Genomic DNA, 20958 nt, shown 5'->3' with positions numbered 1-20958 from the left:
CGCGTCACCGACGAAATCGGTCAGCGCTGTAGGCGAGTAGCGCCATCGGCGGTGCGGCCGGCGTGGGTTCGAAGGTCTTCTCGGTCTCTCCTCGGGTGTCACTCGTAGCTCGGCGGGACCCACAGCAGCTGCGCGGCGACCAGGCCGCGGTCGCGGCTGACGATCTGCGCGCGGCCGGGGATGGCCGGGACGGCCTTGACCTTGCCGATCAGCTGGCCTTCCTCCGGGTTGCCCGAGAGCAGGATGCCGGTGGCGCCGAGGTCGGTCATGCGCTGGATGATCGGGTCGTACGCGGCACGGCTCGCCCCACCCGTGCGGCGGGTGAGGATCACGTGGAGACCGAGGTCGGCTGCCTGGGCGAGGAGCGGTGCGAGCACAGCGACGGGGTTGCCCTGCGACGTCGACACGAGGTCGTAGTCGTCGATGAGGACGAATCCTTCCGCGCCCTTCCACCACGACCGGCTGCGAAGCTGATCGGGTGTGACATCGGCACCGGGGATGCGGCTCTGGAAGAACTGCGCCAGCTCGCTCATCCCACCCTCGGTCATCTCGTGCGATGTGAGGTAGGCGCCGAGGTACTCCTGAGGGATCTCCCCCAGCAGCGCACGACGGTAGTCGACCACGAAGATCTTCGCCTCGGTCGGCCCGTACAGGCGGGTGATCTCGTGCACGACCCCGCGCAGCATCGAGGACTTCCCCGAGTCGGCGTCGCCGTACAGATACAACAACGGCTCGGCGACCGGGTCGATCGAGAACGGGGCGAGATTCGCCTCGTCGATACCGAGCAGGAGCTCGCGCGGCTCTGCACCGTCGGGCGAACCCGCGGCGGCGACGGCGCGCAGGTCGGCGTGACTGATGCGGGACGGCAGCAGGCGCAGCTTGGGTCCGGCGGGTCCGTGCCACGCGCCGGCGACGCGCGCGACCAGGTCATCGATGCCGTCCGCGAGCGAGGAGGCGTCGTCGACTCCGTCGACGCGTGGCAGCGCCGTGAGCATCTGCAGGCCGCGGTCGTTCAGACCGCGACCGGGGATGGCCGTGACGTTCTCCGCCGCCTTGCGGTTGACCTCGGAGTCGGTCGGGTCGCCGAGCCGCAGCTCGATACGGGTGCCGATGAGGTCTTTGATGTTGGCGCGGATCTCCATCCAACGCGCCGCGGTGATCACGACGTGCACGCCGTAGGTCAGACCGCGCGCGGCGATCGCCTGGATCTGCGGCTCGAGCATCTCGAACTCGGCGCGGAGCGTGCCCCAGCCGTCGACTATGAGGAAGATGTCGCCGTAGCCGTCGTCGGCGAGACCCTGAGCGCGGCGCTGACGGTACGCGTCGATCGAATCGATGCCGTTCTGACGGAAGTACACCTCGCGGGCGTTCAGGAGGCTCGTGACCTCGGCGACGGTGCGGCGGACCACGTCGGGCTCCGACCGCGTCGCGACGCCGCTGACGTGCGTGAACTTCTGCAGACCGGTGAAGCTGCCGCCACCGAAGTCGATGACGAAGAACTGCACCTCCTGCGGGGTGTGCGTGAGGGCCAAGGCGACCATGGTGGTGCGCGCGAGAGTGCTCTTGCCGCTGAGGGGCGCACCGACGATCGCCATGTGTCCGGCCGCGCCGCCGAGCGAGACCGCGAGGTTCTCGCGACGCTGCTCGAGGGGCACGTCGACGATTCCGAGCGGCACGGTGAGCGCGCCGGCACCACGCCAGCGCGGGGAGATCAGGCCCAGGGACGGGTCTTCGACCAGGTCGCCGAAGAGCTGGTCTAGCGTGGCCGGCGTCTCCAGCGGCGGCAGCCACACCTGGTGCGCTGCCGGACCGCGTCCACTCATCATCTCGACGGCGATCTCGAAGGTGTTCCGCTTCTCCTCCGGTTCGGCGTCGACGACGACCTCCGGCTCATCCACGGGTGCCTCAGCGCGCCAGACGGGTGCGGCCGTGAAGAGTTCGACCGCGGTGGACCCGGAGGTCTGCCCTGACCCCGAGGCAGCGCGACGGCGGCGGCGAGGCGGCGGGCCCGACACGTACGCGGCACGGAACTGGGTCATCGTCTCGGTGTCGGACTTCAGGATGCCGGCACCCGGCTGCGTGGGCAGGTGATATGCGTCGGGGACGCCGAGGACGGTGCGCGATTCCGCGGCCGAGAAGGTGCGCAGACCGATGCGGTAGGAGAGGTGCGTGTCGAGGCCGCGCAGCTTGCCCTCTTCCAGCCGCTGCGACGACAGCAGCAGATGCACCTGGAGCGAACGGCCGAGGCGACCGATGTTGACGAACGTGTCGACGAACTCGGGCTTGGCCGACAGCAGCTCGGAGAACTCGTCCGCCACGATGAGGAGAGCAGGAAGGGGCGCGAGGTCGGTGCGTCCGCCACGGCGGGCCTTCTCGTAGTCGGCGACGTTGGCGAAGGGCCCGGTTGCGCGGAGCAGCTCCTGACGGCGAACCATCTCGCCCTGCAGCGCATCCTGCATGCGGTCGACGAGCGAGATCTCCTCGCCGAGGTTCGTGATGATCGCCGAGACGTGGGGCATGTCGGCCATGCCGGCGAACGTCGCCCCACCCTTGAAGTCGACGAGCACGAAGTTGAGCTGCTCGGGAGAGTGCGTCATCGCGAGTGCGAGGACGAGCGTGCGGAGCACCTCCGACTTGCCCGACCCGGTCGCACCGATGATGAGACCGTGCGGCCCCATGCCCTGCTGGGCCGATTCCTTGATGTCGAGGATCAGGGGGCTGCCGTCCTCGGTCTGGCCGATGGGCACCCGCAGGCGGTCGCGTTCGAGACGCGGTGACCAGGCCGCGTCGAGGTCGAGGTCGCGCACGTCGGGAAGGCCGAGCAGCTCGACGAGCTCGGCCTGATCGGTCGCACTCTTCTTCTTGGTGATGGTCGTGCCACCCGAGTACAGGGCGATGAGGCGCCGGGCCGTGGCTTCGGCCTCGACGATGGTGATCGCGTCAGCCTCGAAGGGGCGGGCGGGAACCTGCAGGCTCACGAGCTCGGCACGCGCACCCTTGCCACCCGCTTCGAAGGCGATGCGGAGCGCGTTCGGATCGTCGAGGTCGCCCCAGCGCGCCGGGAGGTCGATCACGGTCACGCCCTGCACGCCCTCACCGCTGACGAGCATGTCGTTGAACGAGGTAGTCGCCCCGTCGGTGACGATCACGATGTGCGGTGCCTTCGCGCCGGAGCCGTCACGGACGAAGCGCGAGCGCTCGCGCACCTCGGCCGGCAGCATGTCCTCGAGCTCCGACAGCTGGGAACCGATCATGCGGGCGGCGCCGAGCCCGTCCCTGACCGTGCGCGAATGCGTGTGCGGCAGCCATTTCGCCCATTCCCACTGCGGCAGCACATCGGGGCCTGCGGCGATGACGATCTGGACGACGTCGGGGTCGTGCATCGTCGCCACGTGCAGCAGCATCGCCCGCGCGAGCGCCCGCGTCTCGTCTTCATCGCCGGTGATCTCGATGCGGGCGTAGTCGCGCAGCGTCACGCCCAGCGAGAGGTTCTTCTGGATCTCGTGCGTCAGCATGAAGCGGTGGGCGGCGGAAGCGGCGACCGGGTCGAGCTGGGCGAGAGGCGGCAGCTCCGGAGCTTCGAGCGTGATGCACAGCTGCTGGTCGTTCGTGCCGACGCGCACCGAGAGGAAGTCGGGGTCGTTGACACCGCGCTCCCACACACGGGTGCGCTCCTCGGCGATGTACGGGAGGGTCTCCGGCGCTGGGAGGTGCCAGTTCGCGGCACGCCTCTGCTGCCGGGCCGCGACGCGGACGGTCTGTCGCAGCTCGGTCAGGTAGGCCAGGTACTCCCGGCGGGCGCCGAGCGTCGCCGCCTGCCGCTGCGAACGCTGACGCCAGCCGTTGACGGCGACGAATCCGAGCGACGAGAGCAGGAACATGCCACCGGTGAGCAGACCCGTGACCGACTGATTCGACATGGTGACCATGACGATCGCGCCCACGCTGCCGAGCATGGGCAGCAGCGAGCCGAGGATCCCCATGCCGCCGTCGTTGGGCTGCAGCTCCGGCGGCGCCTGGACGGGGAGCTTCCCGGAGGGGACGCGGGGCGGGGCGAGACGGGGTCCTGTCATGCTCTCTCTCCGGCGCTGCTGTCGGTGCCCAGCAGAAGGCTGATGGTGAAGCTGCGGTTGCCGATCCGGACGCGGTCGGCATCGTCGAGGAGCACACGCTCCCCCGCGACGAGCTCAGTCGTCTGGCCGTCGTCTGCGCGGATGTCGGAGCCGTTGGTCGAACCGAAGTCGGTGACCCAGGTGCGACCGCGCGAGTGCTCGATGCGCAGATGCGTCTTCGAGACCGACGCATCGGGGTCGGTCACGATGATGAGCCGGTCGTCGTGGGCGCTGGCGACAGGCGCCCGGCCGAGGTTCGCGGCGAGCGGGAGGGCCAGCTGCACACGCTGTCCCGTGTCGAAGATCAGCAGCAGCGCTCCGGTCTCGGATGCCGTGGTCGCAGCATCGGCGCCGCCGGCCTGCGGCGCGGGCGTCGGGGCGACACTGAACAGCGGCTTGTCCGTTCCCGGTGCGGTCGGCTCCGGCGTCGCAGTGCGGTGGGATGCGGCGCGGGCGTCGGTGGGCTCGGAGTCTTCGTCGATCACCGCGGAATGCGCGCCCAGCGGCACGACCTGCGGCGGGGCGAGCGACTCGACGGCATCGACGGCGGGTGTCTGCGGCTGCGCCTCGACCGCGGCTGGGGCGGGCACGGAGACCACGACAGTGCCGGCGACACGATCGGCCCACGACTGCCGCCGCCCGCTGCGGTCCCACGCACCGGACGCGACGATGACCCAGCTGCCCACTGCGACGAGGAACCCGGCACCGGTGATGATGCCGCGCACGAACTGGCGGCCGACACCCGGCGAGTAGGGCCGGTCGACCCGAGCGGTGCGGAGACGCAGCACCGCGTTGCCGAGTGTGATGCCGGTTCGTGCTTCGAGGACCCAGAAGAAGATCGCGAGCTCGAAGACGGCGAGCCCGGCGAGCAGGGGGCTGTGAGAGATCAGGAGGACGATGGCCGCGGCGAGCACGACCACTGCGGCATCGAGCGTGAAGGCGGCGACGCGCAACCCGGTTGCCGCCGGCGAACCGGCGAACGCCGGTCCGAGTCCCTCGGCGGGCTGTCGCGCGGTCGTGCGTCGGGATTCGATCCGGGTCGGCGACGGCGGAGTCTGCACCTGCAGCAATGGAGCCCCGTCGACGCCGGGAGGCGCCGCGATCAGCGCAGGGGGCAGCGCCGGGATCTCGCCCGGCCGGCCGCCTCCGGGTTGCATCGGAGGGATCGGGCCACTGCCCGGCCAGGGCTGTGGTTCGCCGTTCCCGCTCATCCGGCCATCATTCCACGAACGAGGGCGAGGGCATTCGCGTAGAGCAGCGCGGAGGGCAGCGCGAGTGCGACCGCGAGCCATTCGAATGCGTCGCCGAACCTCGACCAGATGAGCGAACTCGCGCCGCGCGAGATGGGGATGACGACGGCGACGGCCACGAGCCCCACGCCGAACAGCACGGCGGCGCCGAGCACCTGGAAGCCTGCACCGAGCGCGGTGGCGGCGTGGATGCCGGCGACCAGGAACACGACCGCGGCGGCGGCACGCGGGAACCAGCGCAGGATGCGCGATGTCGTGTGCCGCGGCGTGAGCAGGAGCGCGAGGCCCAGGCAGCAGAAGAGAGCGATGCCGCCGGAGATCACCAGGGGGTCGTCCGGCCATGGACGCAGGAAGGCGATCGGCGCCATCAGGGCGGCGACGACGCTCAGCACGGCGGTCCCGGCGATGAGCCGCGCGGACGAATCGTCGACGACGGCGGTGATGCGCTCCGGCCGCAGCAGTCCGACCGACTCGGGGATGGCTCCGCGCACGGTCCACCGGCTGGTCATGAAGTGCTTGTAGTCGATGAAGTAGCCCTCGGGAAGGTTGACGAGGCTGCTCGGAAGCGCTCGCAGGCCCAGGGGGATGAGCCCGAGCGAGATCGCCGCAGCCTCCGCCTGGCCCCAGCGCATCAGCAGGGCGAGGCCCCAGACGGCGGCAAGGGCGACGAGCAGCACGGTCGCTGTGCCGGCGGCAGCCCGCATGGGGCGCACCTTGGCGGTGACGGCGATGATCGCGGTGGTGGTTCCCGCCGCGAGGAAACCGGCTGCGGCCGAGAGATGTGCACTTGCTTCGAGGTCGGCGGGGATCAGGAGCGCGCCGGCCGCGAACGAGAGGAGGACCGGGGCGAGCACGCCGAGGATGCCGCGCACCCCTGCTGCAGAGTCGCGACGCGCCCACGCCACCGCGCCGCTGATCGCACCGGCTGCCACCAGGAGCGCGATCAGAAGCCGGAGCAGCGGATCGCCCGCGCCCTGCGCGAAGACGGCGACGAGCAGCAGTCCGGCGACCGCCAGCATCCACCATCGCGCGCCGTGGTCGGCACGGGTGGCGCCGGTCGCCGTGCCTGCGGGACGAGCCTGCGGGGCCAGGGCCGTGCGGTCGATGAGCGCGTAGAGGCCGCCGTCGACGAGGTCTTCGCACTCGGTGTCGCCCGGAATCTCGAACCCACCGGGGCCGATGGTGACGAAGCGATCAGCCGTCGACAGCCCGCTCAGGATCAGCGCGTCTTCGAGGGTCTCGTCGAGCGGGAGCGAGAGATCGATACGACGATCCTCGCTCTGGAGCACGATCCGACGCCGCTCTACGATCTCGACTGACACACCTGCACCTTATCCACTGTGCGGGACATGCGTCGTGCGGCGACGCTGCGCGATGTTCCCGGCGTCACGACTGCTCCGTGTTCACTGCGTCGATGATCTCGCGCGCGCCGTCCATCGTGAAGCGCACATCAGCGCCGACGGTCACCGCGACGACACCCGGGACAAGGCGCTCCATCATCGAATCGAGGTCGAGGTCCTCGTCGTTGACGTCTACGACCCCGAGCTTGAGTTCATCGATCGGAAGATCGTTCTCATCCACGATGATCTGCAGAATCGACGCGAGTTCGGAGTCTGTAAGTTCGTCATCATCGAGATAGACATTCACCGCAAGGTAGTAGGTGAAGCCAGACACCGCCTTGTCCGCACCCGCCTTCGTGATCCCGATATCGGATGCAAGCAGCGCCGCAGGGATCTCCTCGACCTGATCGTCAGCAAGATCACCCGCGATGAATGAGCAGCCGGCGAGCGACGCCATCAACGTGACTCCGAGCAACACCGCGGCAAGGTTGCGGCGCGGACCGTGCGGGCGCGAGGGCCGGCACATCAGTGCTCCACTCCCGAATACACCTGATGATCGATGACCTGTCCGCCGAGTTCCGCCAGGTTCCACGGGTCTTCACCGTCGTTGCTCGATCGGTACTGCTCTTCCGATGCGGAGACGGAGTCCGCATAAAGAGGATTGCGCGTCACGACTGCTCCGACCCCACGGCATCGATGATTTCGCGCGCCCCGTCCATCGTGATCCACACGATCGACGATGAGGAGACCTCGACCACTCCCGGGACGACGCGCTCCATCATCGATTCCACATCTATGCCGACACCGTCGACATCATCGACACCGAACCTGATGCTGTCCGTCGGAAGGTCGTTCTCGTCCACGACGATCTGCAGAATCGAGGCAAGCTCCTCGTCTGTCAGCTCGGCATCGTCGAGATCCACGCCGACCCAGAGGTCGAAGGAGAGTCCGTTCGTCGCTTTCACCGCGAAGGCTTCGGTGACGCCGATGTCGGACGCCAGCAACGCCGCGGGAATCTCCTCGACCTCGTCCTCCGCCAAGTCGCCCGCGATCAACGAGCATCCGGTGACCGACATCAACAGTGCGACGCCAAGCAACCCCGCTCCGAGGCGGATACCGTGCCGTTTCAGGTGAGCGATCCGATGCATCAGTGCTCCACTCCCGAATACACCTGATGATCGATGACCTGTCCGCCGAGTCCCGCCAGATTCCACGGGTCTTCACCGTCATTACCCGCTCGGTACTGTCGCTCCCACTCCGCGACCGATTCGGCGTAGAAGGGATTACTGTGCGCGTCGAAAAGATGTTTCCCGGGAGGATCGGGGAGCGTGATCTGATGCATATTCGCCGGGAGGACGGTGATCGGCGAGTTCGGCACATCGAACGGTGCGAGGCCGGGAAGCCCGGGAAGCGCGACCGTGCTTCCATCGGTCATCGGCACGATGTCCGATGCATGCTGGAAGGCGTACACGGGGATGTGCGGCGGCACCGCGAAGTTGTCGACGGGCGAGCCATTGGTCACCACCCCGATCGGCTTGTAGGGGAAGGTCGGATCGGCAGCGAGATTGACCGCCATGATGCCGCCCTGGCTGAAGCCCGTGAGCACGACATCCGCCCCCGCCGGGATACCCGCCTCCTTCATCGCCTGCATGACGGCACGCTCGTACTGTCCCCGGAAGATCGGGTTGTCCATCATCAGTGCGAGGTTGCTGTCACGGTCGTTCATCGCACCATGAGGTCCATCGAACTCCCACGGCTGCGTCGATGGCAAAGACACCACCCAGTGCGTCGTACCATCCGGCGCCAGCACCTGTTTGATGTCGATGACTGTCGAGTCCTGGCCACCCATCGCGTCTGTCCACGTGTTGACGTCCACGAGATCAGAAAGTGAGTTGAGTGAGGTGACCTTGTGCGCCTCATTCCATGCGATGCGCTGCTCTGTGGAGAGGTCATCCGGATCGATCTCCCGCATGTCGACATCCGTATCGAGGAAGTCGTCCAGCACGTTCCCGCCGAGCACTCCGAGCGGGCCGCCGAACAGCACCCCGACGATCGGCATCATGTCGGCGATCACACCACGCATCTGCTGAAGCGCGTCGCCGATGAGCGGAGCGAGCTTGTACAACAGCTGCGCGAGCGACACGACGGCGCTGATCAGACTCTTCACGAGCGCCCCGCCGACCGTGATGAACTCGGAGGCCGACGTCGCGAAGCGCTCGATGTCCTGCAACTTCGACATCGGGTTCAGGGAGAACCCGAAGAGGTCATCGGCGAACCGGCTGAGGCGTCCCAGGAAGTCGCAGATCAGCACCCGGGTCGACTCGATGATCTGCGAGACCATGCGGACGGCGCTCGCGGTCGCGCCCGTCCACTGCACTCCGTCTTCGGCGACGGAGATGAGGTCGGTGAAGCGCTCACGCAGGGCTCGGATCATGCGGCCATCGAAGTCGACGAGCGTGCGCTCGGCTCCGCGCAGCGCAGTCAGCACAGACCCGAGCACACGTTCGGAGTCCTCCCAGCGTGCGGCGAAAGCGCCGACGGTGCCCGGGTCGCCGAGCAGGTCATCGAACCATTCCCGGAGCGGGGCGATGTACTGGATGAGAAGCCCCGCGACGCCAGGGATGCTGGCGCAGTCCGCCTGGGCGGAGGTGTATCCCGCAGCGCCGGCAGCCCAGGAGCCGGATCGCACCTGACCGCTGACAGCAGCGACTGCCGTCACAGCGCCAGCCCCTCGATGGCGCGGAACGTCGTCACCGCTGTCTCCTCGATCTCGCTGAACTGACCGGCAGTGGCCTGCAATGCCGCGGAGGTCATGGCGGACAGCGCACTCGCGGTCACGAGCGTCGACCGCGAGGCGTCCGCGAGCCCCGAGACGGCGGGGCCGAGCAACGGTCCGCACATGGCGCCGAACGCGTCGACTCCCACGCCGCTGCCAGCGTTGGCCGCGGCGGCACGAAGCGTGTCTGCCGCATCCGCGAGCGCGCGCACGTGCGCCTGAAGAACTTCGGGATCGATGATGATCTGCTGATTCGCTGCCGCTGTCATGGCTGTCCTCTCTGCCGGGTCGAGGGTCTCAGCCGCCGAGGGCGCGCTGGCCCGCGAGGTCGGCTTCCGAGTACGAGGTTCCGAGATCGCCAAGTGTCGTCGCGATGGCGTCGACAAGCGCCGCGCGTTCCCGCATCGACTGATCGAAGCGCCCGTGCGCGGAGTCGAATGCCGACTGCGCATCCCCCGACCAGGAGTCCCTGAGCACACCAGCAACCGCCAGCAGCTGCTCCAGCGCGGCATCGATGTTCACGGAGGCGTCTCCGATCGATCGCGCGGCCGCTGCGAGACGCGAAGGATTGACCTCGAGCGCCGCCATCAGCGGTATCCCAGAGAGTTGTCGCCGGGCGCCGGGAACGCGGCGTCGACGTCGCGTCGCACCGCATCGACCAGGCCGGAGTCAGCGCCGAGCGTCTGCGCCATCGATTCCAGCACGACGTCGGCCGCGGCACGCTGCGCCTTGGCGATGGTCGCCGTGATCACCGCTCCGAGCGCCACGGCGTCGTCGGCCGCCGCGCTCGAGAGCCGCACCGCGGTGATTCCACCGGTCGGCTGCGCCACCACGGTGACCCTCCCGTCCGGCGATGTCACCGTCGCCGTCACCTGAGTCGCCTCGGCGGCTACGCGCGCAGACTCGTCTGCTCGCACACGAGACTGCGCGATCTGCGCATCGATCTTCGCGTTCAATGCCTCCATCGACGCCAGAAGGTCATCGTCCCCCGACATTGCGTTCCTCTCCGGTCGGCTCGAATGAGCTCTGCTTTCTTCACCCGCGGCCCCCCGATCGCGTCAATGTGTCAGGTGGTGGGCTCGTCGCGGGATCCAGCCCTCGCGCCCTTGGCGCGGGGACCGACCTCTTCGTCATCTTCGAGCTTCGGAGCGATGGGACCACCGAGGCCTGACCGCTTGGCCTTCTCCTCCTCGTCAGCGCCACCGGCGCCGCCCATCATGCCCATGCCGGGACGACCACCCGCACCGGCTGCGCCCGAGGAACCGGTGCCTGCCGCACCTGCACCACCGACACCGCCTGCACCACCGACGCCGCCCGTACCCGCGGCACCGCCGACACCGCCCGCGCCGCCGAGTGCGGAGTTGCCGAGCAACCCGCCGCCCGCCTTGAGACCGGCACCGGATGCCGCGCCGAGACCCGAGCCGCCGAGGCCGCCCATGCTGCCGAAGCCCGCGATCTTCGAGCTCGCAGCGATCGCTGCCGCACCCGCGCCGCCACCGACGATACCGCCGAGGCCTCCACCGCCCGTGTTACCGCCGGGAAGCAGTCCGCCACCAGGGCCGACGGGGTAGCCGCCACCGGTTCCCGCGCCGCCACCGGATCCACCGGGGAGTCCGGGCAGCACGCCGCCACCGGGAGAGTCGACCGAAGGATCCTTGCCGCCGGGGAGAACGGGGCCATCGCCGCCCGGATCCACCGGATGCCACCCCCCAGTCCCCGGTCCGCCGGGAAGAGTCGGTGCCGTGGGGGACGTCGGGACCGGCGGCTGGTACTCACCGACGCCACCGGTGGGCGGCTGGTATCCGCCGACACCAGGTGTGTAGCCCGAGGGACCACCGCCGACACCCGGCGAGTTAATTCTCGGGGCAGCGATCTGGGGGCCCCCGATGGGCCCGTCGTCGATGTCGTCGTCGTCGTCCGACCTGATGTAGGTCTGCTTTCGAAGCTCGTCGGATGCCTCCTGGAGCTTCTTCGTGGGCTCGATCAGCGCGTTCTCCACTTTCTCGACAGCCTGGCGCGCCGCTTCCTCACGCTGATTCCCGAGGAAGTCACCGATCGCGTCGAGTGCGGAATCGGCCGCGAGCGGTCCGAGGACGGGATGGATGACGAAAGAAGCACCCTTGGCCGCATTCGCCCAGAAGGGGTCGATCGACGCGGAGGGAAGTTCTGCTGAGGCAGCAGTGCGCCGTGCTTGGTTGCCTTCACCGATGGCGGAATCGATGGTGCCGACGATGTCGCGGACCTTGCTGAACTTCCGGCGAATCTCGTCGATGTCAGCGGTGGCGGCCTCTGCGGTACTGCCCTTCCATGACTCGGAGATCCGGACGGTCGATAGTGCGCGATCCAGCGAATACAGCGCATTGAGCAGCGCTGATGTTTTCGGGATGATCGAATCCGAAAGTACACGAATGCGGTTCAGCTCTGCCTCGTAGCCGCCGCCCTGCTTACCGGCCATGGTTCCCCCCTTGTTCGGTGGTCTTTCGTCGTGAGGATCGTGTCAACACGATCGCAAGGATGATGCCGCCGATGACCAGCAGCACGAGAACGACTCCGCCGCCGATGAGCCACGGCGCCATCGCGGAAGCCCCGGTCGGCGGCTCGGCCGCACCGGGTTCGGTGGTCGGGCTCGCCGTCGAGTCGCCCTCGCCGAGCGCCGCCTTGGCCTCATCCACCATCCGCTGAGACGGCGAGGCGTTGGGATCATCGGCATCGAAGATCGGATTCACATCGGGATACTTGGACGGGTCGACAGCCAGCATCCCCGTGAGAGACGCCGCCCCGTACCCGGCGGCGTCGTCCCACGTCGGTTCGTGCTCGCCCTTGGTGCCCGTGTTGTGGATCAGACTCTGGATCAACTGCCCTGCCGTGGCTTCGGGGTACTTCTGCTTCACCACGGCGAGCATCCCCGCCACGATCGGCGTCGCAAACGATGTCCCTGACCCGAGCTCCTGCGCATCCCACGAATCCGAGGTGCCCTGCAACAACAAGCTAATCCCCGGCCCCGCCGTCACCACGTAGTCGCTCACGTTGGGCTTCCCGTACTGCCCGTTCTGGATCTTGCCGTCCTCACCGAATGCCTGCACAGCCACCACACCGTTCAACGCGGCCGGCAGCACCTCGATCCCATCGTCATTCGCCATTCCGGCGACCACCACCACGTCATTCGCGTACGCCTCCGCAACGCCCTTGGACACGTCGGTGCCTCCAGCGCTGGAGATGGAGATGATGTCCGCGCCATCCGCCACGGCATCCGAGATCGCGTGGTCGAGGCCGAACCGACCATCCTCGGCGAGCTTGGTGCCGTCCTCCTGCAAGCACTCGGCATCCACGCCCTCATCATCGACGACCCCGTCCAGCACGCCACCGGAGTTGTAGAACAGCAGCTCCACGCCGGGGGCCACCCCCTTCACCGGAGCGCCCCCGGCCGGAGCCTCGCCCGTCCCCACGATCATCGACACGACATTCGTGGCATGAGACGCCGCTACATAGTCAGTCGACACCGTCGGATACGGAGTACCAGAAGCATCAAAGCAATACGACGGCTCGCGCACTTTCACATCGGCCCCGCGGAGACCGATCACATCCGGATTGATCTGACTGTCGATCACCGCCACCTTCACACCCGACCCGTCGAACCCCGCATCATGCGCAGCTTGAATGTTCCCCCGGTCGAACCACCACAGCCCCGACTCCGCCGTGCCGGCAACAGCCGCCGACGGCACCATAACCGCGACCGCGAGCCCTGCCACCCCGGCGAGCGCTGCGAATCCACGATGCGCACGTCTCATCAGAAGTCGACGTCCTTCTTGGGCTGGTCGGTGGAGCTGTCGATATCGCCTCGCTCTCCGCTCGCGGACCCGCCACTCGCGCCCGTCGCCGTACCGGTCGCTGCGGGCGAACCCGCCTGTTCGACGGCCGAATCCAGGAGCGACACGATCAGCTTCGTCTCGTCAGCGAGCGCCGCGTCCTGCTCCGCGATCTGCATGACCGCCGCCCGAATGGTGTCGTGCGTGTTCTGCAGCTTCTCAAGGGCACGTTCGGTCGCGGACCCCATCTCGCGGGCGGCGCGAGACACGGCCGCGTGAAACTCGCGCGTCGTCTCCGACACGTCGCCCTCGGCGACACCCACCTCAGCCGGGCTCGGGAACTCCTGCAGTTCGCGCAGAAGTCGCTTCAGCTCGGCGAAAACTCCATCGAAGTCGACTGCGATAGCCATCGACGCCCCTCCTTGTTTACAACGGCGAATCCCGTGACATCTGCTGTACCGTCCGGTCACTCACCGAAAAGCACAGCAGACGGCGCGGGTCCGACGCATCTCTGCGACGGACCCGCGCCACGGGTCAGGCCCCGAACCGCCCGGCAGCCGACTTGTCGGTCTGCACGTACTGGCCCGAGATCTCCTCGGTCTTGCCCGCGATCTGCGTGAGCAGCTGCTGCATCTCACTCAGCGAACGGTTCCACTTGGCCTGCGCCTGGTCGTATGCCTGCTGTGCGGCACCGTCCCAGGAAGCCCGCAGCTTGCCGACCTCGGACTCGAGACGGTCGAGCTCGGAACGAATACCCTGCGACCCGCTGCGGATCTGCGCTGCCAGAGCGTTGACCTGCTCCGGGCGAACTGACATTGACTGCATCATGTTCTCCTTGAAATCTCTGTGGTCTACGCTCAGGAACCCATCATCGAGCCGAGGCCCGAGATGGTCTGCTGGTGCGCTTCTTCGGTCGCGGCCTGGTCACGCTCGGTGCCGGCGAGGGCATCTTCGAGCGTCACGAGAACCTCGTTGAGCTGACGAGCCTGCTCGTCCCAACGCGACATGAGCGTGGTGAACGACGCGGCAGCCGCACCCGTCCAGAATCCACGCAGCTGCTCGATCTCACTGCGGACCTTCTTGGTCTGCTGGTCGATCCCGGTCTTGGTCTCCCGCACCGCCTGGGCTCCGCGACGCAGAGCCCCTTCTTCTGCGGAGATGACATCAGCCATTACTCACTCCCTCCGGTCCATTAAGGACACACGTGCGGGGGAGCGCATCCCTGATCTGGGACGACTTCGAAACAACCCCCCACGAATCTGTTTCAGGAGCCAGGGTAGAACAGATCGCAACGAATCACCACAAGCGAAGACGGATCCGCGCCGATATTTGTGCCTTCGATGGAGAAATCGGACCGAACGAGTGCTGTGGTGTGTGCGGTGTCTCTGCACGCGCAGCCCACGCGCTCGTTGCCGCGCCCTGCCGAGCGCAGCATTCAGGGCGCCGGAGTGGGCACGGTGATGGCACCGTCACAGGTGATCGAGCCCGACAGCGACGCCGGATACCGCTCGGCATCATCGGCCGTGACGTTCACATCGTCACCAGGCAGCCATCCCTCGACGACGGACACCTCACCCTTGGACTCTCCGATGGTGAGCACGGCGTCTGATCCCGAGAGATCGAATTCGGCCGCTTCGAAGAGCACCATACCCTCATCGCTTCCGGCACCGACGGAGCCGCGATGGTCGCCGTCGAGCCGGATAGAGAATCGCCCTTGCGGATCATTCGAGATCGCCAGCCCGTGCACACTGTCCGCATCGCAGGTGATCTGGTCGGGCGTGAGCGTCAGTGTCCGCTCTTCGCCGTCCACCGCATAAGTCACGGTGAGTGCCGTCGCAGCTCCGGGAGCGCACCCGGCAAGCATCAGGACCGTCAGCGCTGTTGCGAGGAAGGCCGCCGTCGTCCGCCACCTCACCGTCGCGTGCGTCTCGCGAGGACGATGGCGAGAACGATGCCACCGATGACCAGCAGCACGAGCACTACCCCGCCGCCGATCATCCACGGCGCCATCACGGAAGCTCCAGACGGCGGCTCCACCGCGCCCGGCTCAGCGGTCGGGCTCGCCGTCGAGTCGCCCTCGCCGAGCGCTGCCTTCGCCTCATCGACCGCCCGTTGAGACGGCGAGGCGTTCGGATCGTCCGCGTCGAAGATCGGATTGACATCGGGATACTTCGTCGGGTCGACAGCCAGCATGCCCGTGAGGGATACCGCCCCGTACCCGGTACCCGGGTTCCATTCCGGTTCGTGCTCGCCCTTCGTGCCCGTGTTGTGGATCAGGCTCTGGATCAGCTGCCCCGCCGTCGCCTCGGGATACTTCTGCTTCACGACCGCCAGCATCCCCGCCACGATCGGCGTCGCAAAGGATGTCCCCGACCCGAGCGATTGCGCATCCCACGAATCCGACGCGCCCTGCAACAACAGGCCGATCCCCGGTCCGGCCGTCACCACGTAGTCGCTCACGTTCGGTTTCCCGTACTGACCGTTCTGGATCTTGCCGTCCTCGCCGAAGGCCTGCACAGCAACCACACCGTTCAATGCGGCCGGCAGCACCTCGATCCCATCTTCGTTGCCCATCCCGGCGACCACCACCACGTCGTTGGCGTACGCTTCCGCGATGCCCTTCGAGGCGTCGGTGCCGATGGAAGAGATGGAGATGATATCCGCCCCGTCGGCTACCGCATCCGAGATCGCATGGTCCAGCCCTTCCCGACCGTCCTCCGCGAAAGGGGTGCCGTCCTGCTGCAGACACTCGGCATCATCGCCGTCTTCATCGACGACACCATCCATCACGGGAGCGGTGTAGAACAGTAACTCCACGCCCGGCGCAACGCCCTTCACCGGGGCACCGCCGGGCGGAGCCTGTCCCGTTCCCACGATCATCGACGCGACCCGCGTCGCATGAGACGCCGCAACATAGTCGGTCGACACCGTCGGATACGGAGTGCCAGAAGCATCAAAACAATACGACGGCTCGCGCACCGTCACATCGGCCCCACGGAGACCGACCACGTCGGGATTGATCTGACTATCGATCACCGCGACCTTCACCCCGGCCCCATCGAAACCCGCATCATGCGCAGCCTGAATGTTGCCCCGGTCGAACCACCACAGCCCTGACTCCGCCGTGCCGGCAACAGCCGCCGACGGTACGACAGCAACCAACCCCACCACCACGGCCCCCAGCGCCGCCGCGAGCAGACTCGACGCGCGCGCCATCAGCACTCGTCCCGTGACGAGGCCACGCCCCGCAGGGCCTCGTTCCGCCATCCCGGCACCACGACCATGATCCGCTCCCTCCGGTCCGCATGCGGACACACATGCAGGGAGCACGTCCCGGACGGAACGTCTTCGAAACAACCCCCCACGAATCTGTTTCAGCATGCAGGCTAAGCCAGATCGGGGTGAATCACCAGAATGCTGTCACCGCCTGCGGCCGGCGATGTGGGTCCCTCGCGAGTGAAACGAGGCGGGATCCAGTCCTCCCCCGTGCGGATCCGCGTCGAGATTCGTGACTTCGATGGAGAAATCGATCCTCTCCGCGGCTGCGTGCTGTCGTGCACCTCAACTAGTGTGAAAGGCGGAATGCGCAGCCACCGGATCTCCTCCGTCCGGCTGCACACCATGGAGGGGGCATCGTTCCATGACTCAGAGCAGCGCAGCGGCAGGTACCGTGCTGCGGCTTTCCGTCGTCAGCGACGACCGACGGCTCGATGTCGGCGTACCGTCGCAGGTTCCGCTCGTCGAGATCATCCCGGGATTCGCCCGCAGTCTCGGCGTGCTCGACCCGACTCTCACCCACGGCGGATACGCGCTGCAGCGCGCCGACGGCACCGCCCTCGACCCTGCTCGTGGTGCTGCCGCCCAGGGCGTGCACGACGGCGAGCTGCTGACCCTGGTGCGCGGCGGACTCATGCACGAGCCCCGCATCTACGACGACGTCGTCGAAGCCGTCATCGACGCCACGGCCGAGCAGCACGGCTCGTGGACGCCCGCCGACAGCTCGCGCACGGCGCTCTTCGTCGGCCTCACGTTCCTCTCCCTCTGTGCACTGCTCCTCGTGGCCACACCCCCGACCTCGCTGATTCCCGCGATCATCGCCGGTTCCGGTGCCGTGGTGCTCAGCGTCGCCGCCGCCGTCCTCATGCGCCTGCACCAGCCCGAAGCCGGACACGCACTCGGGCTGACCGCTGCGGCCTATGGCGGACTCGCCGGCTACCTCGCTGTACCCACGCAGAGCATCTGGGGCTGGCCCCTCGCCGCCATGGGCCTCGGCCTCGTCATCGTCGGCGGACTCGGACTCGCCGTCACTCAGGACAAGCCCGAGATCCACCTCGTCCCCATCGCGCTCGGCGCCTCGATCGGGATCACGGCCACGGCCGCAGCCGTCTTCGGCGACCCGCTCGCGCCCTACGCCATCATGCTCGCGACCACAGCCCTGCTCGCGAACGGCATCCCGTGGCTCGCACTCAGCTCCACCCGCATCCGGGTGATCTCGCCGCAGAGCGATGCCGAGATGTTCTCCGCACCCGTGCCGATCGACGCCGACGAGGTCAAGCGCCGAGCCGCCGCCGGCACCCGCACCCTGATCGCGCTGCGCGCCGCGCTGGGACTCGCCGCGCTGATCGCCACACCGCTCGTCGCGGCCAGCGGGGTCTTCGGCGCCGTGCTGTGCGTGCTCGCCTTCGTCGGGATGATGTTCCAGTCGCGCCAGATCCACGCCCGCCTCGGTGTGCTCGTGCTGATGGCGATCGGGGCGATCGGCCTGGCCGCGACCGGTGTGACCGTCGCCCTCGCCCTGCCGGATGTGCGCACCTGGATGCTGCTCATCCTGGCCGTGGCGACCGTGATCCTGGTCGGTCTCACCCTGCTCACGCCCAAGGCGCGTCTGCGGCTCACGCGTCTGGGCGACACGGTCGAGATCGTCGCTCTCGCGCTGCTGCTGCCCCTCGGCGTCATCACGGCGGGGCTCGTCTGACCGATGGCGACCAAGAAAGATCTGATCGAAGCCCAGGGCTTCAGCAGACGACGTCTCCTCTCCGCCTTCACCGGCGGAGCCCCCGGAGGCAAGGAACTCGACCCGGCGAAGCCGCTGCGCGCCGTGGTCGCCGGCGTCGCCCTCACCGTCGGCGTCATCCTGGTCGGAGTGTTCTGGGGCATCATGCAGCCCGGCCTTCCCGGCGACTGGCAGAACAACCGTCTGATCATCGCCACCGACACCGGGGCGCGCTACGTCTCGGTCGAGGGCACCCTGTATCCGGTGATCAACACCGCCAGCGCCCACCTGCTGATACCGGCCGGGGAGTTCAAGGTCGTGCGCACCGATCAGTCGGCACTCGACGGCATCCCCGTCGGAAGCTCGATCGGCATCCTCGGCGCCCCCGACGACCTGCCCGCGCCGAGCGCTCTCATCAACTCGTCGTGGACCGCGTGCGTCGACGACTCTGCCGGCACCGCCGTGTCACTGTCGAACGACCCGATCGCCGACGTCTCGAACGGCACCGGCACTGTGGTGCAGCGCGGAGACGAGCTCTTCGTGATCGCCGACGGTCTCCGTCACGCCGTGCCCGCCGATGACGCGAACGCCGTGCTGCGTGCAGTGGGGCTCGGCACCAGCGAGGTGTACGAGGTCGACGGCCGGTGGCTGAACCTCTTCGACGCCGGTGCCGACCTCGAGCCGATCCGTCTCAACGCCGTCGGCGCCTCCGTTCCCGGCACCGACCTGACAGCCGGCACGATCGTGCACGTGCAGGGCAGCCCGGCCGACGAGCGCTACGTGGCCCTCGCCACAGGGGAGCTCGCGCGTCTCAGCCCGCTCGCCTACCAGCTGTACCTGCTCGGCAGCGGAGCGGAAGCCGGTACGGAGGAAGAGGTCTCTCCCGCCGAGGTCGCCAACGTGCCGACCGTTCCGAACGCGGGTGGCGACGACTGGCCGACCCAGCCCCTGAAGACTCTCGCGTCGGGCGAGACCCCCTGCGCCGTCCTCGGCGACGACGCTCGCACGGTGCTCGGCTCAACATCCTCCGAGCTGCCGGAAGAGCGGGGCCGCGTCGACGTCGCCGTCGGCGGCGGCGCCCTCGTACAGGTGCGCGGCGCGTCAGACGATGCCGTCGGCATGGCTGTGCTGGTCGACGAGTCGGGCACCGCGTACGCGATCCCCGGGGCGGTCGTCGAGCCGGATGCCGAGGAGGCCGCGAGCGACGCCATCGCCCAGCTCGGCTACTCCCCCGCCGACATCGGACGTGTCTCGAACGCATGGATCGAGTTCTTCGCCGCGGGACCGGCCCTGACCTCCGAGGCCGCGAGAGAATCGCCCGGATCCGGGACGAAGTGATGCGTCGACGCGCCGCCCTCGCGACCCTCGTTCTGGGCGCAGCCGTGTTCGGCGCCCCCGCCTCCGCTCTGGCATCGACCTCCGCTCCCGCCTCCATCGTCTCGGCGGCGACCGGTGCCTGCGAGCCCGGAAACGTCGTGTTCACACCCGAGGCTCCTGCCGCACTCGCCGCGCTCGGCGCCGAAGACGCGAACCGCCTCGCCACCGGTGCGGGCGTCGTCGTCGCGGTCGTCGATTCAGGGATCGATGCCGGCAACCCTCACCTCGTAGGAGTGGTCGTCGGTGGCATCGACCTCGTCGGCGACGGCGAACGCGGTGACGGGATGAGCGACATCGCCGGACACGGAACGGCCATCGCCGGCCAGATCGCCGGGCAGCCGGTCGCCGGGTCCGGCGTGGTCGGGCTCGCCCCCGACGCCCGCCTGCTGTCGGTGCGGGTCTTCCGCAGCGATTCGCCGCAGGATGTCGACAAGGGGTTCGGCCCCACCTCTCAGCGCATCGCCGACGGCATCCACTGGGCTGCCGACAACGGTGCCGACATCATCAACGTCTCGATGTCACAGGCATCGAACTCCGACGACCTCCGCGCCGCCGTGGAGCACGCCGCGGCGGTCGGAGCACTGGTCGTGGCGAGCGGGGGCAACAGAGCATCCGACACCGAGGCCGAAGACGGACCCCGCTACCCCGCCGCCTACGAGCAGGTGCTCGGGGTCAGTGCCGCCGACGCGAACGGCCTCGCCACGGACGCCTCGATCCACGGTCCGCAGGTCGGCGTCACGGCTCCTGGAAGCAACGTGCTCACGTCCGCGACCGGTGGCGGCGACTGCCTCTTCGCCTCCGACGCCCCGGCGTCGAGCTTCGCGACCGGATATGTGAGCGCCGCCGCTGCGCTGGTCGCTGAAGCGCACCCGGAAGACCCTCCCGCCGGCTGGGCCTACCGCCTCACCGCGACCGCCCTCCGCGCAGATGCCGACAACCGCGACGACGTGAACGGGTGGGGATTCATCCAGCCCTCCGCCGCCATCCAGCTCCTGCCCGACGCCACCACCCGAGGGCCCGTCAGCCCCTTCTTCGACACGGCCGACAGCGCGGTGCGCCCGCCCGTGGCGACCGTCGACCCCGACCACGGTGCGTCACCGTTCGCCCGCACCCGCGAGGCCACGCTGTTCGCAGCGATCGGTGGGGCAAGCCTGCTCGGCGTGCTCGGCATCCTCATCGTGCTGCGGCGACGCAAGGATGTCCCCGCGGAGGATCCCGCGGCATCGGAGCGCTCAGGCGGACTCCTCGAACGGGATGAGCCGGGCGACGCCGCCGGTCAGTTCGACTGACACGACCCGAAGGGA

Annotated in this window: 20 protein-coding genes; 3 read left to right on the top strand and 17 right to left on the bottom strand. The window is 68.3% G+C overall.

Annotated elements, in window-relative coordinates:
* Positions 1–98: 98 nt before the first annotated feature.
* The 17 genes from eccCa to ACIQLD_RS14800 all read right to left on the bottom strand — a co-directional run bounded on the left by eccCa (position 99) and on the right by ACIQLD_RS14800 (position 16500).
* Positions 99–4073: a type VII secretion protein EccCa gene (gene eccCa / locus ACIQLD_RS14880; RefSeq protein ID WP_402609134.1), complete on the bottom strand. Its 3975-nt coding sequence runs from the start codon at positions 4071–4073 to the stop codon at positions 99–101.
* Positions 4070–5323 carry an FHA domain-containing protein gene (locus ACIQLD_RS14875; protein ID WP_402609132.1) on the bottom strand — a complete coding sequence of 418 codons (1254 nt, stop codon included), beginning with the start codon at positions 5321–5323 and terminating at the stop codon, positions 4070–4072. Before ACIQLD_RS14875 ends, eccCa begins: the two co-directional genes overlap by 4 nt.
* Positions 5320–6684 (bottom strand): hypothetical protein, encoded by a 1365-nt coding sequence (locus ACIQLD_RS14870; RefSeq protein ID WP_402609130.1) that lies wholly within the window; start codon positions 6682–6684, stop codon positions 5320–5322. The genes ACIQLD_RS14875 and ACIQLD_RS14870 overlap by 4 nt, the downstream gene beginning before the upstream one ends.
* Before the next feature lie 64 nt (positions 6685–6748).
* Positions 6749–7159: a hypothetical protein gene (locus tag ACIQLD_RS14865; RefSeq protein WP_402609128.1), complete on the bottom strand. Its 411-nt coding sequence runs from the start codon at positions 7157–7159 to the stop codon at positions 6749–6751.
* Positions 7160–7227: 68 nt separating this feature from the next.
* Positions 7228–7374 carry a hypothetical protein gene (locus ACIQLD_RS14860; RefSeq protein ID WP_387181834.1) on the bottom strand — a complete coding sequence of 49 codons (147 nt, stop codon included), beginning with the start codon at positions 7372–7374 and terminating at the stop codon, positions 7228–7230.
* The gene (locus tag ACIQLD_RS14855; protein ID WP_387181831.1) at positions 7371–7850 is read right to left on the bottom strand and encodes a hypothetical protein; all 480 of its coding nucleotides are present in this window, start codon (positions 7848–7850) and stop codon (positions 7371–7373) included. Before ACIQLD_RS14855 ends, ACIQLD_RS14860 begins: the two co-directional genes overlap by 4 nt.
* Complete coding sequence (locus tag ACIQLD_RS14850) at positions 7850–9421, bottom strand: hypothetical protein (protein ID WP_402609126.1); 1572 nt, start codon at positions 9419–9421, stop codon at positions 7850–7852. The genes ACIQLD_RS14855 and ACIQLD_RS14850 overlap by 1 nt, the downstream gene beginning before the upstream one ends.
* Positions 9418–9747, bottom strand: a complete 330-nt coding sequence (locus ACIQLD_RS14845) for a hypothetical protein (RefSeq protein ID WP_402609124.1) — start codon at positions 9745–9747, stop codon at positions 9418–9420. Before ACIQLD_RS14845 ends, ACIQLD_RS14850 begins: the two co-directional genes overlap by 4 nt.
* Positions 9748–9775: 28 nt before the next feature.
* Positions 9776–10066 carry a WXG100 family type VII secretion target gene (locus ACIQLD_RS14840; protein ID WP_402609122.1) on the bottom strand — a complete coding sequence of 97 codons (291 nt, stop codon included), beginning with the start codon at positions 10064–10066 and terminating at the stop codon, positions 9776–9778.
* Positions 10066–10473 carry a YbaB/EbfC family nucleoid-associated protein gene (locus ACIQLD_RS14835; RefSeq protein ID WP_402609120.1) on the bottom strand — a complete coding sequence of 136 codons (408 nt, stop codon included), beginning with the start codon at positions 10471–10473 and terminating at the stop codon, positions 10066–10068. Before ACIQLD_RS14835 ends, ACIQLD_RS14840 begins: the two co-directional genes overlap by 1 nt.
* A 71-nt stretch (positions 10474–10544) precedes the next feature.
* Positions 10545–11933 (bottom strand): hypothetical protein, encoded by a 1389-nt coding sequence (locus tag ACIQLD_RS14830; RefSeq protein WP_402609118.1) that lies wholly within the window; start codon positions 11931–11933, stop codon positions 10545–10547.
* A complete protein-coding gene (locus tag ACIQLD_RS14825; RefSeq protein WP_402609116.1) occupies positions 11923–13266 on the bottom strand; it encodes a S8 family peptidase in 1344 nt (447 codons plus the stop codon). The genes ACIQLD_RS14830 and ACIQLD_RS14825 overlap by 11 nt, the downstream gene beginning before the upstream one ends.
* Positions 13266–13694, bottom strand: coding sequence for a hypothetical protein (locus ACIQLD_RS14820; protein ID WP_402609114.1), 429 nt, complete (start codon positions 13692–13694; stop codon positions 13266–13268). Before ACIQLD_RS14820 ends, ACIQLD_RS14825 begins: the two co-directional genes overlap by 1 nt.
* A 124-nt stretch (positions 13695–13818) precedes the next feature.
* A complete protein-coding gene (locus tag ACIQLD_RS14815) occupies positions 13819–14100 on the bottom strand; it encodes a WXG100 family type VII secretion target (RefSeq protein ID WP_017831421.1) in 282 nt (93 codons plus the stop codon).
* A 41-nt stretch (positions 14101–14141) separates the two neighbouring features.
* On the bottom strand, positions 14142–14456 hold the full coding sequence (locus ACIQLD_RS14810) for a WXG100 family type VII secretion target (protein WP_017831420.1): 315 nt from the start codon (positions 14454–14456) through the stop codon (positions 14142–14144).
* A gap of 263 nt (positions 14457–14719) precedes the next feature.
* Positions 14720–15106 carry a hypothetical protein gene (locus tag ACIQLD_RS14805; RefSeq protein WP_402609112.1) on the bottom strand — a complete coding sequence of 129 codons (387 nt, stop codon included), beginning with the start codon at positions 15104–15106 and terminating at the stop codon, positions 14720–14722.
* Between the two features lie 89 nt (positions 15107–15195).
* Positions 15196–16500: a S8 family serine peptidase gene (locus ACIQLD_RS14800; RefSeq protein WP_402609110.1), complete on the bottom strand. Its 1305-nt coding sequence runs from the start codon at positions 16498–16500 to the stop codon at positions 15196–15198.
* Between the two features lie 424 nt (positions 16501–16924).
* Here ACIQLD_RS14800 and eccD point away from each other — a divergent pair, with 424 nt between their 5' ends.
* Genes eccD through ACIQLD_RS14785 form a run of 3 tightly spaced genes read left to right on the top strand, consistent with a single transcriptional unit; the run spans position 16925 to position 20943 of the window.
* Positions 16925–18259: a type VII secretion integral membrane protein EccD gene (gene eccD / locus ACIQLD_RS14795; RefSeq protein WP_402609108.1), complete on the top strand. Its 1335-nt coding sequence runs from the start codon at positions 16925–16927 to the stop codon at positions 18257–18259.
* A gap of 3 nt (positions 18260–18262) precedes the next feature.
* Positions 18263–19615 carry a type VII secretion protein EccB gene (eccB, locus tag ACIQLD_RS14790; protein WP_402609106.1) on the top strand — a complete coding sequence of 451 codons (1353 nt, stop codon included), beginning with the start codon at positions 18263–18265 and terminating at the stop codon, positions 19613–19615.
* Positions 19615–20943: a S8 family serine peptidase gene (locus tag ACIQLD_RS14785; protein WP_402609104.1), complete on the top strand. Its 1329-nt coding sequence runs from the start codon at positions 19615–19617 to the stop codon at positions 20941–20943. The genes eccB and ACIQLD_RS14785 overlap by 1 nt, the downstream gene beginning before the upstream one ends.
* Positions 20944–20958: the final 15 nt, after the last annotated feature.

The organism is Microbacterium sp. NPDC091662 (assembly GCF_044756705.1).
In the GTDB taxonomy this organism is placed as follows: domain Bacteria; phylum Actinomycetota; class Actinomycetes; order Actinomycetales; family Microbacteriaceae; genus Microbacterium.
The sequence above is the reverse complement of the archived record's forward strand: the minus strand, read 5'-3'. Positions and strand labels throughout refer to the sequence as shown.

Excerpts from the sequence above, each read along its gene's own strand:
- eccCa (WP_402609134.1), bottom strand. The coding sequence starts at position 4,073 with ATGACAGGACCCCGTCTCGCCCCGCCCCGCGTCCCCTCCGGGAAGCTC.
- ACIQLD_RS14875 (WP_402609132.1), bottom strand. The coding sequence starts at position 5,323 with ATGAGCGGGAACGGCGAACCACAGCCCTGGCCGGGCAGTGGCCCGATC.
- ACIQLD_RS14865 (WP_402609128.1), bottom strand. The coding sequence starts at position 7,159 with ATGGCGTCGCTCGCCGGCTGCTCATTCATCGCGGGTGATCTTGCTGAC.
- ACIQLD_RS14855 (WP_387181831.1), bottom strand. The coding sequence starts at position 7,850 with ATGCATCGGATCGCTCACCTGAAACGGCACGGTATCCGCCTCGGAGCG.
- ACIQLD_RS14845 (WP_402609124.1), bottom strand. The coding sequence starts at position 9,747 with ATGACAGCGGCAGCGAATCAGCAGATCATCATCGATCCCGAAGTTCTT.
- ACIQLD_RS14840 (WP_402609122.1), bottom strand. The coding sequence starts at position 10,066 with ATGGCGGCGCTCGAGGTCAATCCTTCGCGTCTCGCAGCGGCCGCGCGA.
- ACIQLD_RS14835 (WP_402609120.1), bottom strand. The coding sequence starts at position 10,473 with ATGTCGGGGGACGATGACCTTCTGGCGTCGATGGAGGCATTGAACGCG.
- ACIQLD_RS14830 (WP_402609118.1), bottom strand. The coding sequence starts at position 11,933 with ATGGCCGGTAAGCAGGGCGGCGGCTACGAGGCAGAGCTGAACCGCATT.
- ACIQLD_RS14825 (WP_402609116.1), bottom strand. The coding sequence starts at position 13,266 with ATGAGACGTGCGCATCGTGGATTCGCAGCGCTCGCCGGGGTGGCAGGG.
- ACIQLD_RS14820 (WP_402609114.1), bottom strand. The coding sequence starts at position 13,694 with ATGGCTATCGCAGTCGACTTCGATGGAGTTTTCGCCGAGCTGAAGCGA.
- ACIQLD_RS14815 (WP_017831421.1), bottom strand. The coding sequence starts at position 14,100 with ATGTCAGTTCGCCCGGAGCAGGTCAACGCTCTGGCAGCGCAGATCCGC.
- ACIQLD_RS14810 (WP_017831420.1), bottom strand. The coding sequence starts at position 14,456 with ATGGCTGATGTCATCTCCGCAGAAGAAGGGGCTCTGCGTCGCGGAGCC.
- ACIQLD_RS14800 (WP_402609110.1), bottom strand. The coding sequence starts at position 16,500 with ATGGCGCGCGCGTCGAGTCTGCTCGCGGCGGCGCTGGGGGCCGTGGTG.
- eccD (WP_402609108.1), top strand. The coding sequence starts at position 16,925 with ATGACTCAGAGCAGCGCAGCGGCAGGTACCGTGCTGCGGCTTTCCGTC.
- eccB (WP_402609106.1), top strand. The coding sequence starts at position 18,263 with ATGGCGACCAAGAAAGATCTGATCGAAGCCCAGGGCTTCAGCAGACGA.
- ACIQLD_RS14785 (WP_402609104.1), top strand. The coding sequence starts at position 19,615 with ATGCGTCGACGCGCCGCCCTCGCGACCCTCGTTCTGGGCGCAGCCGTG.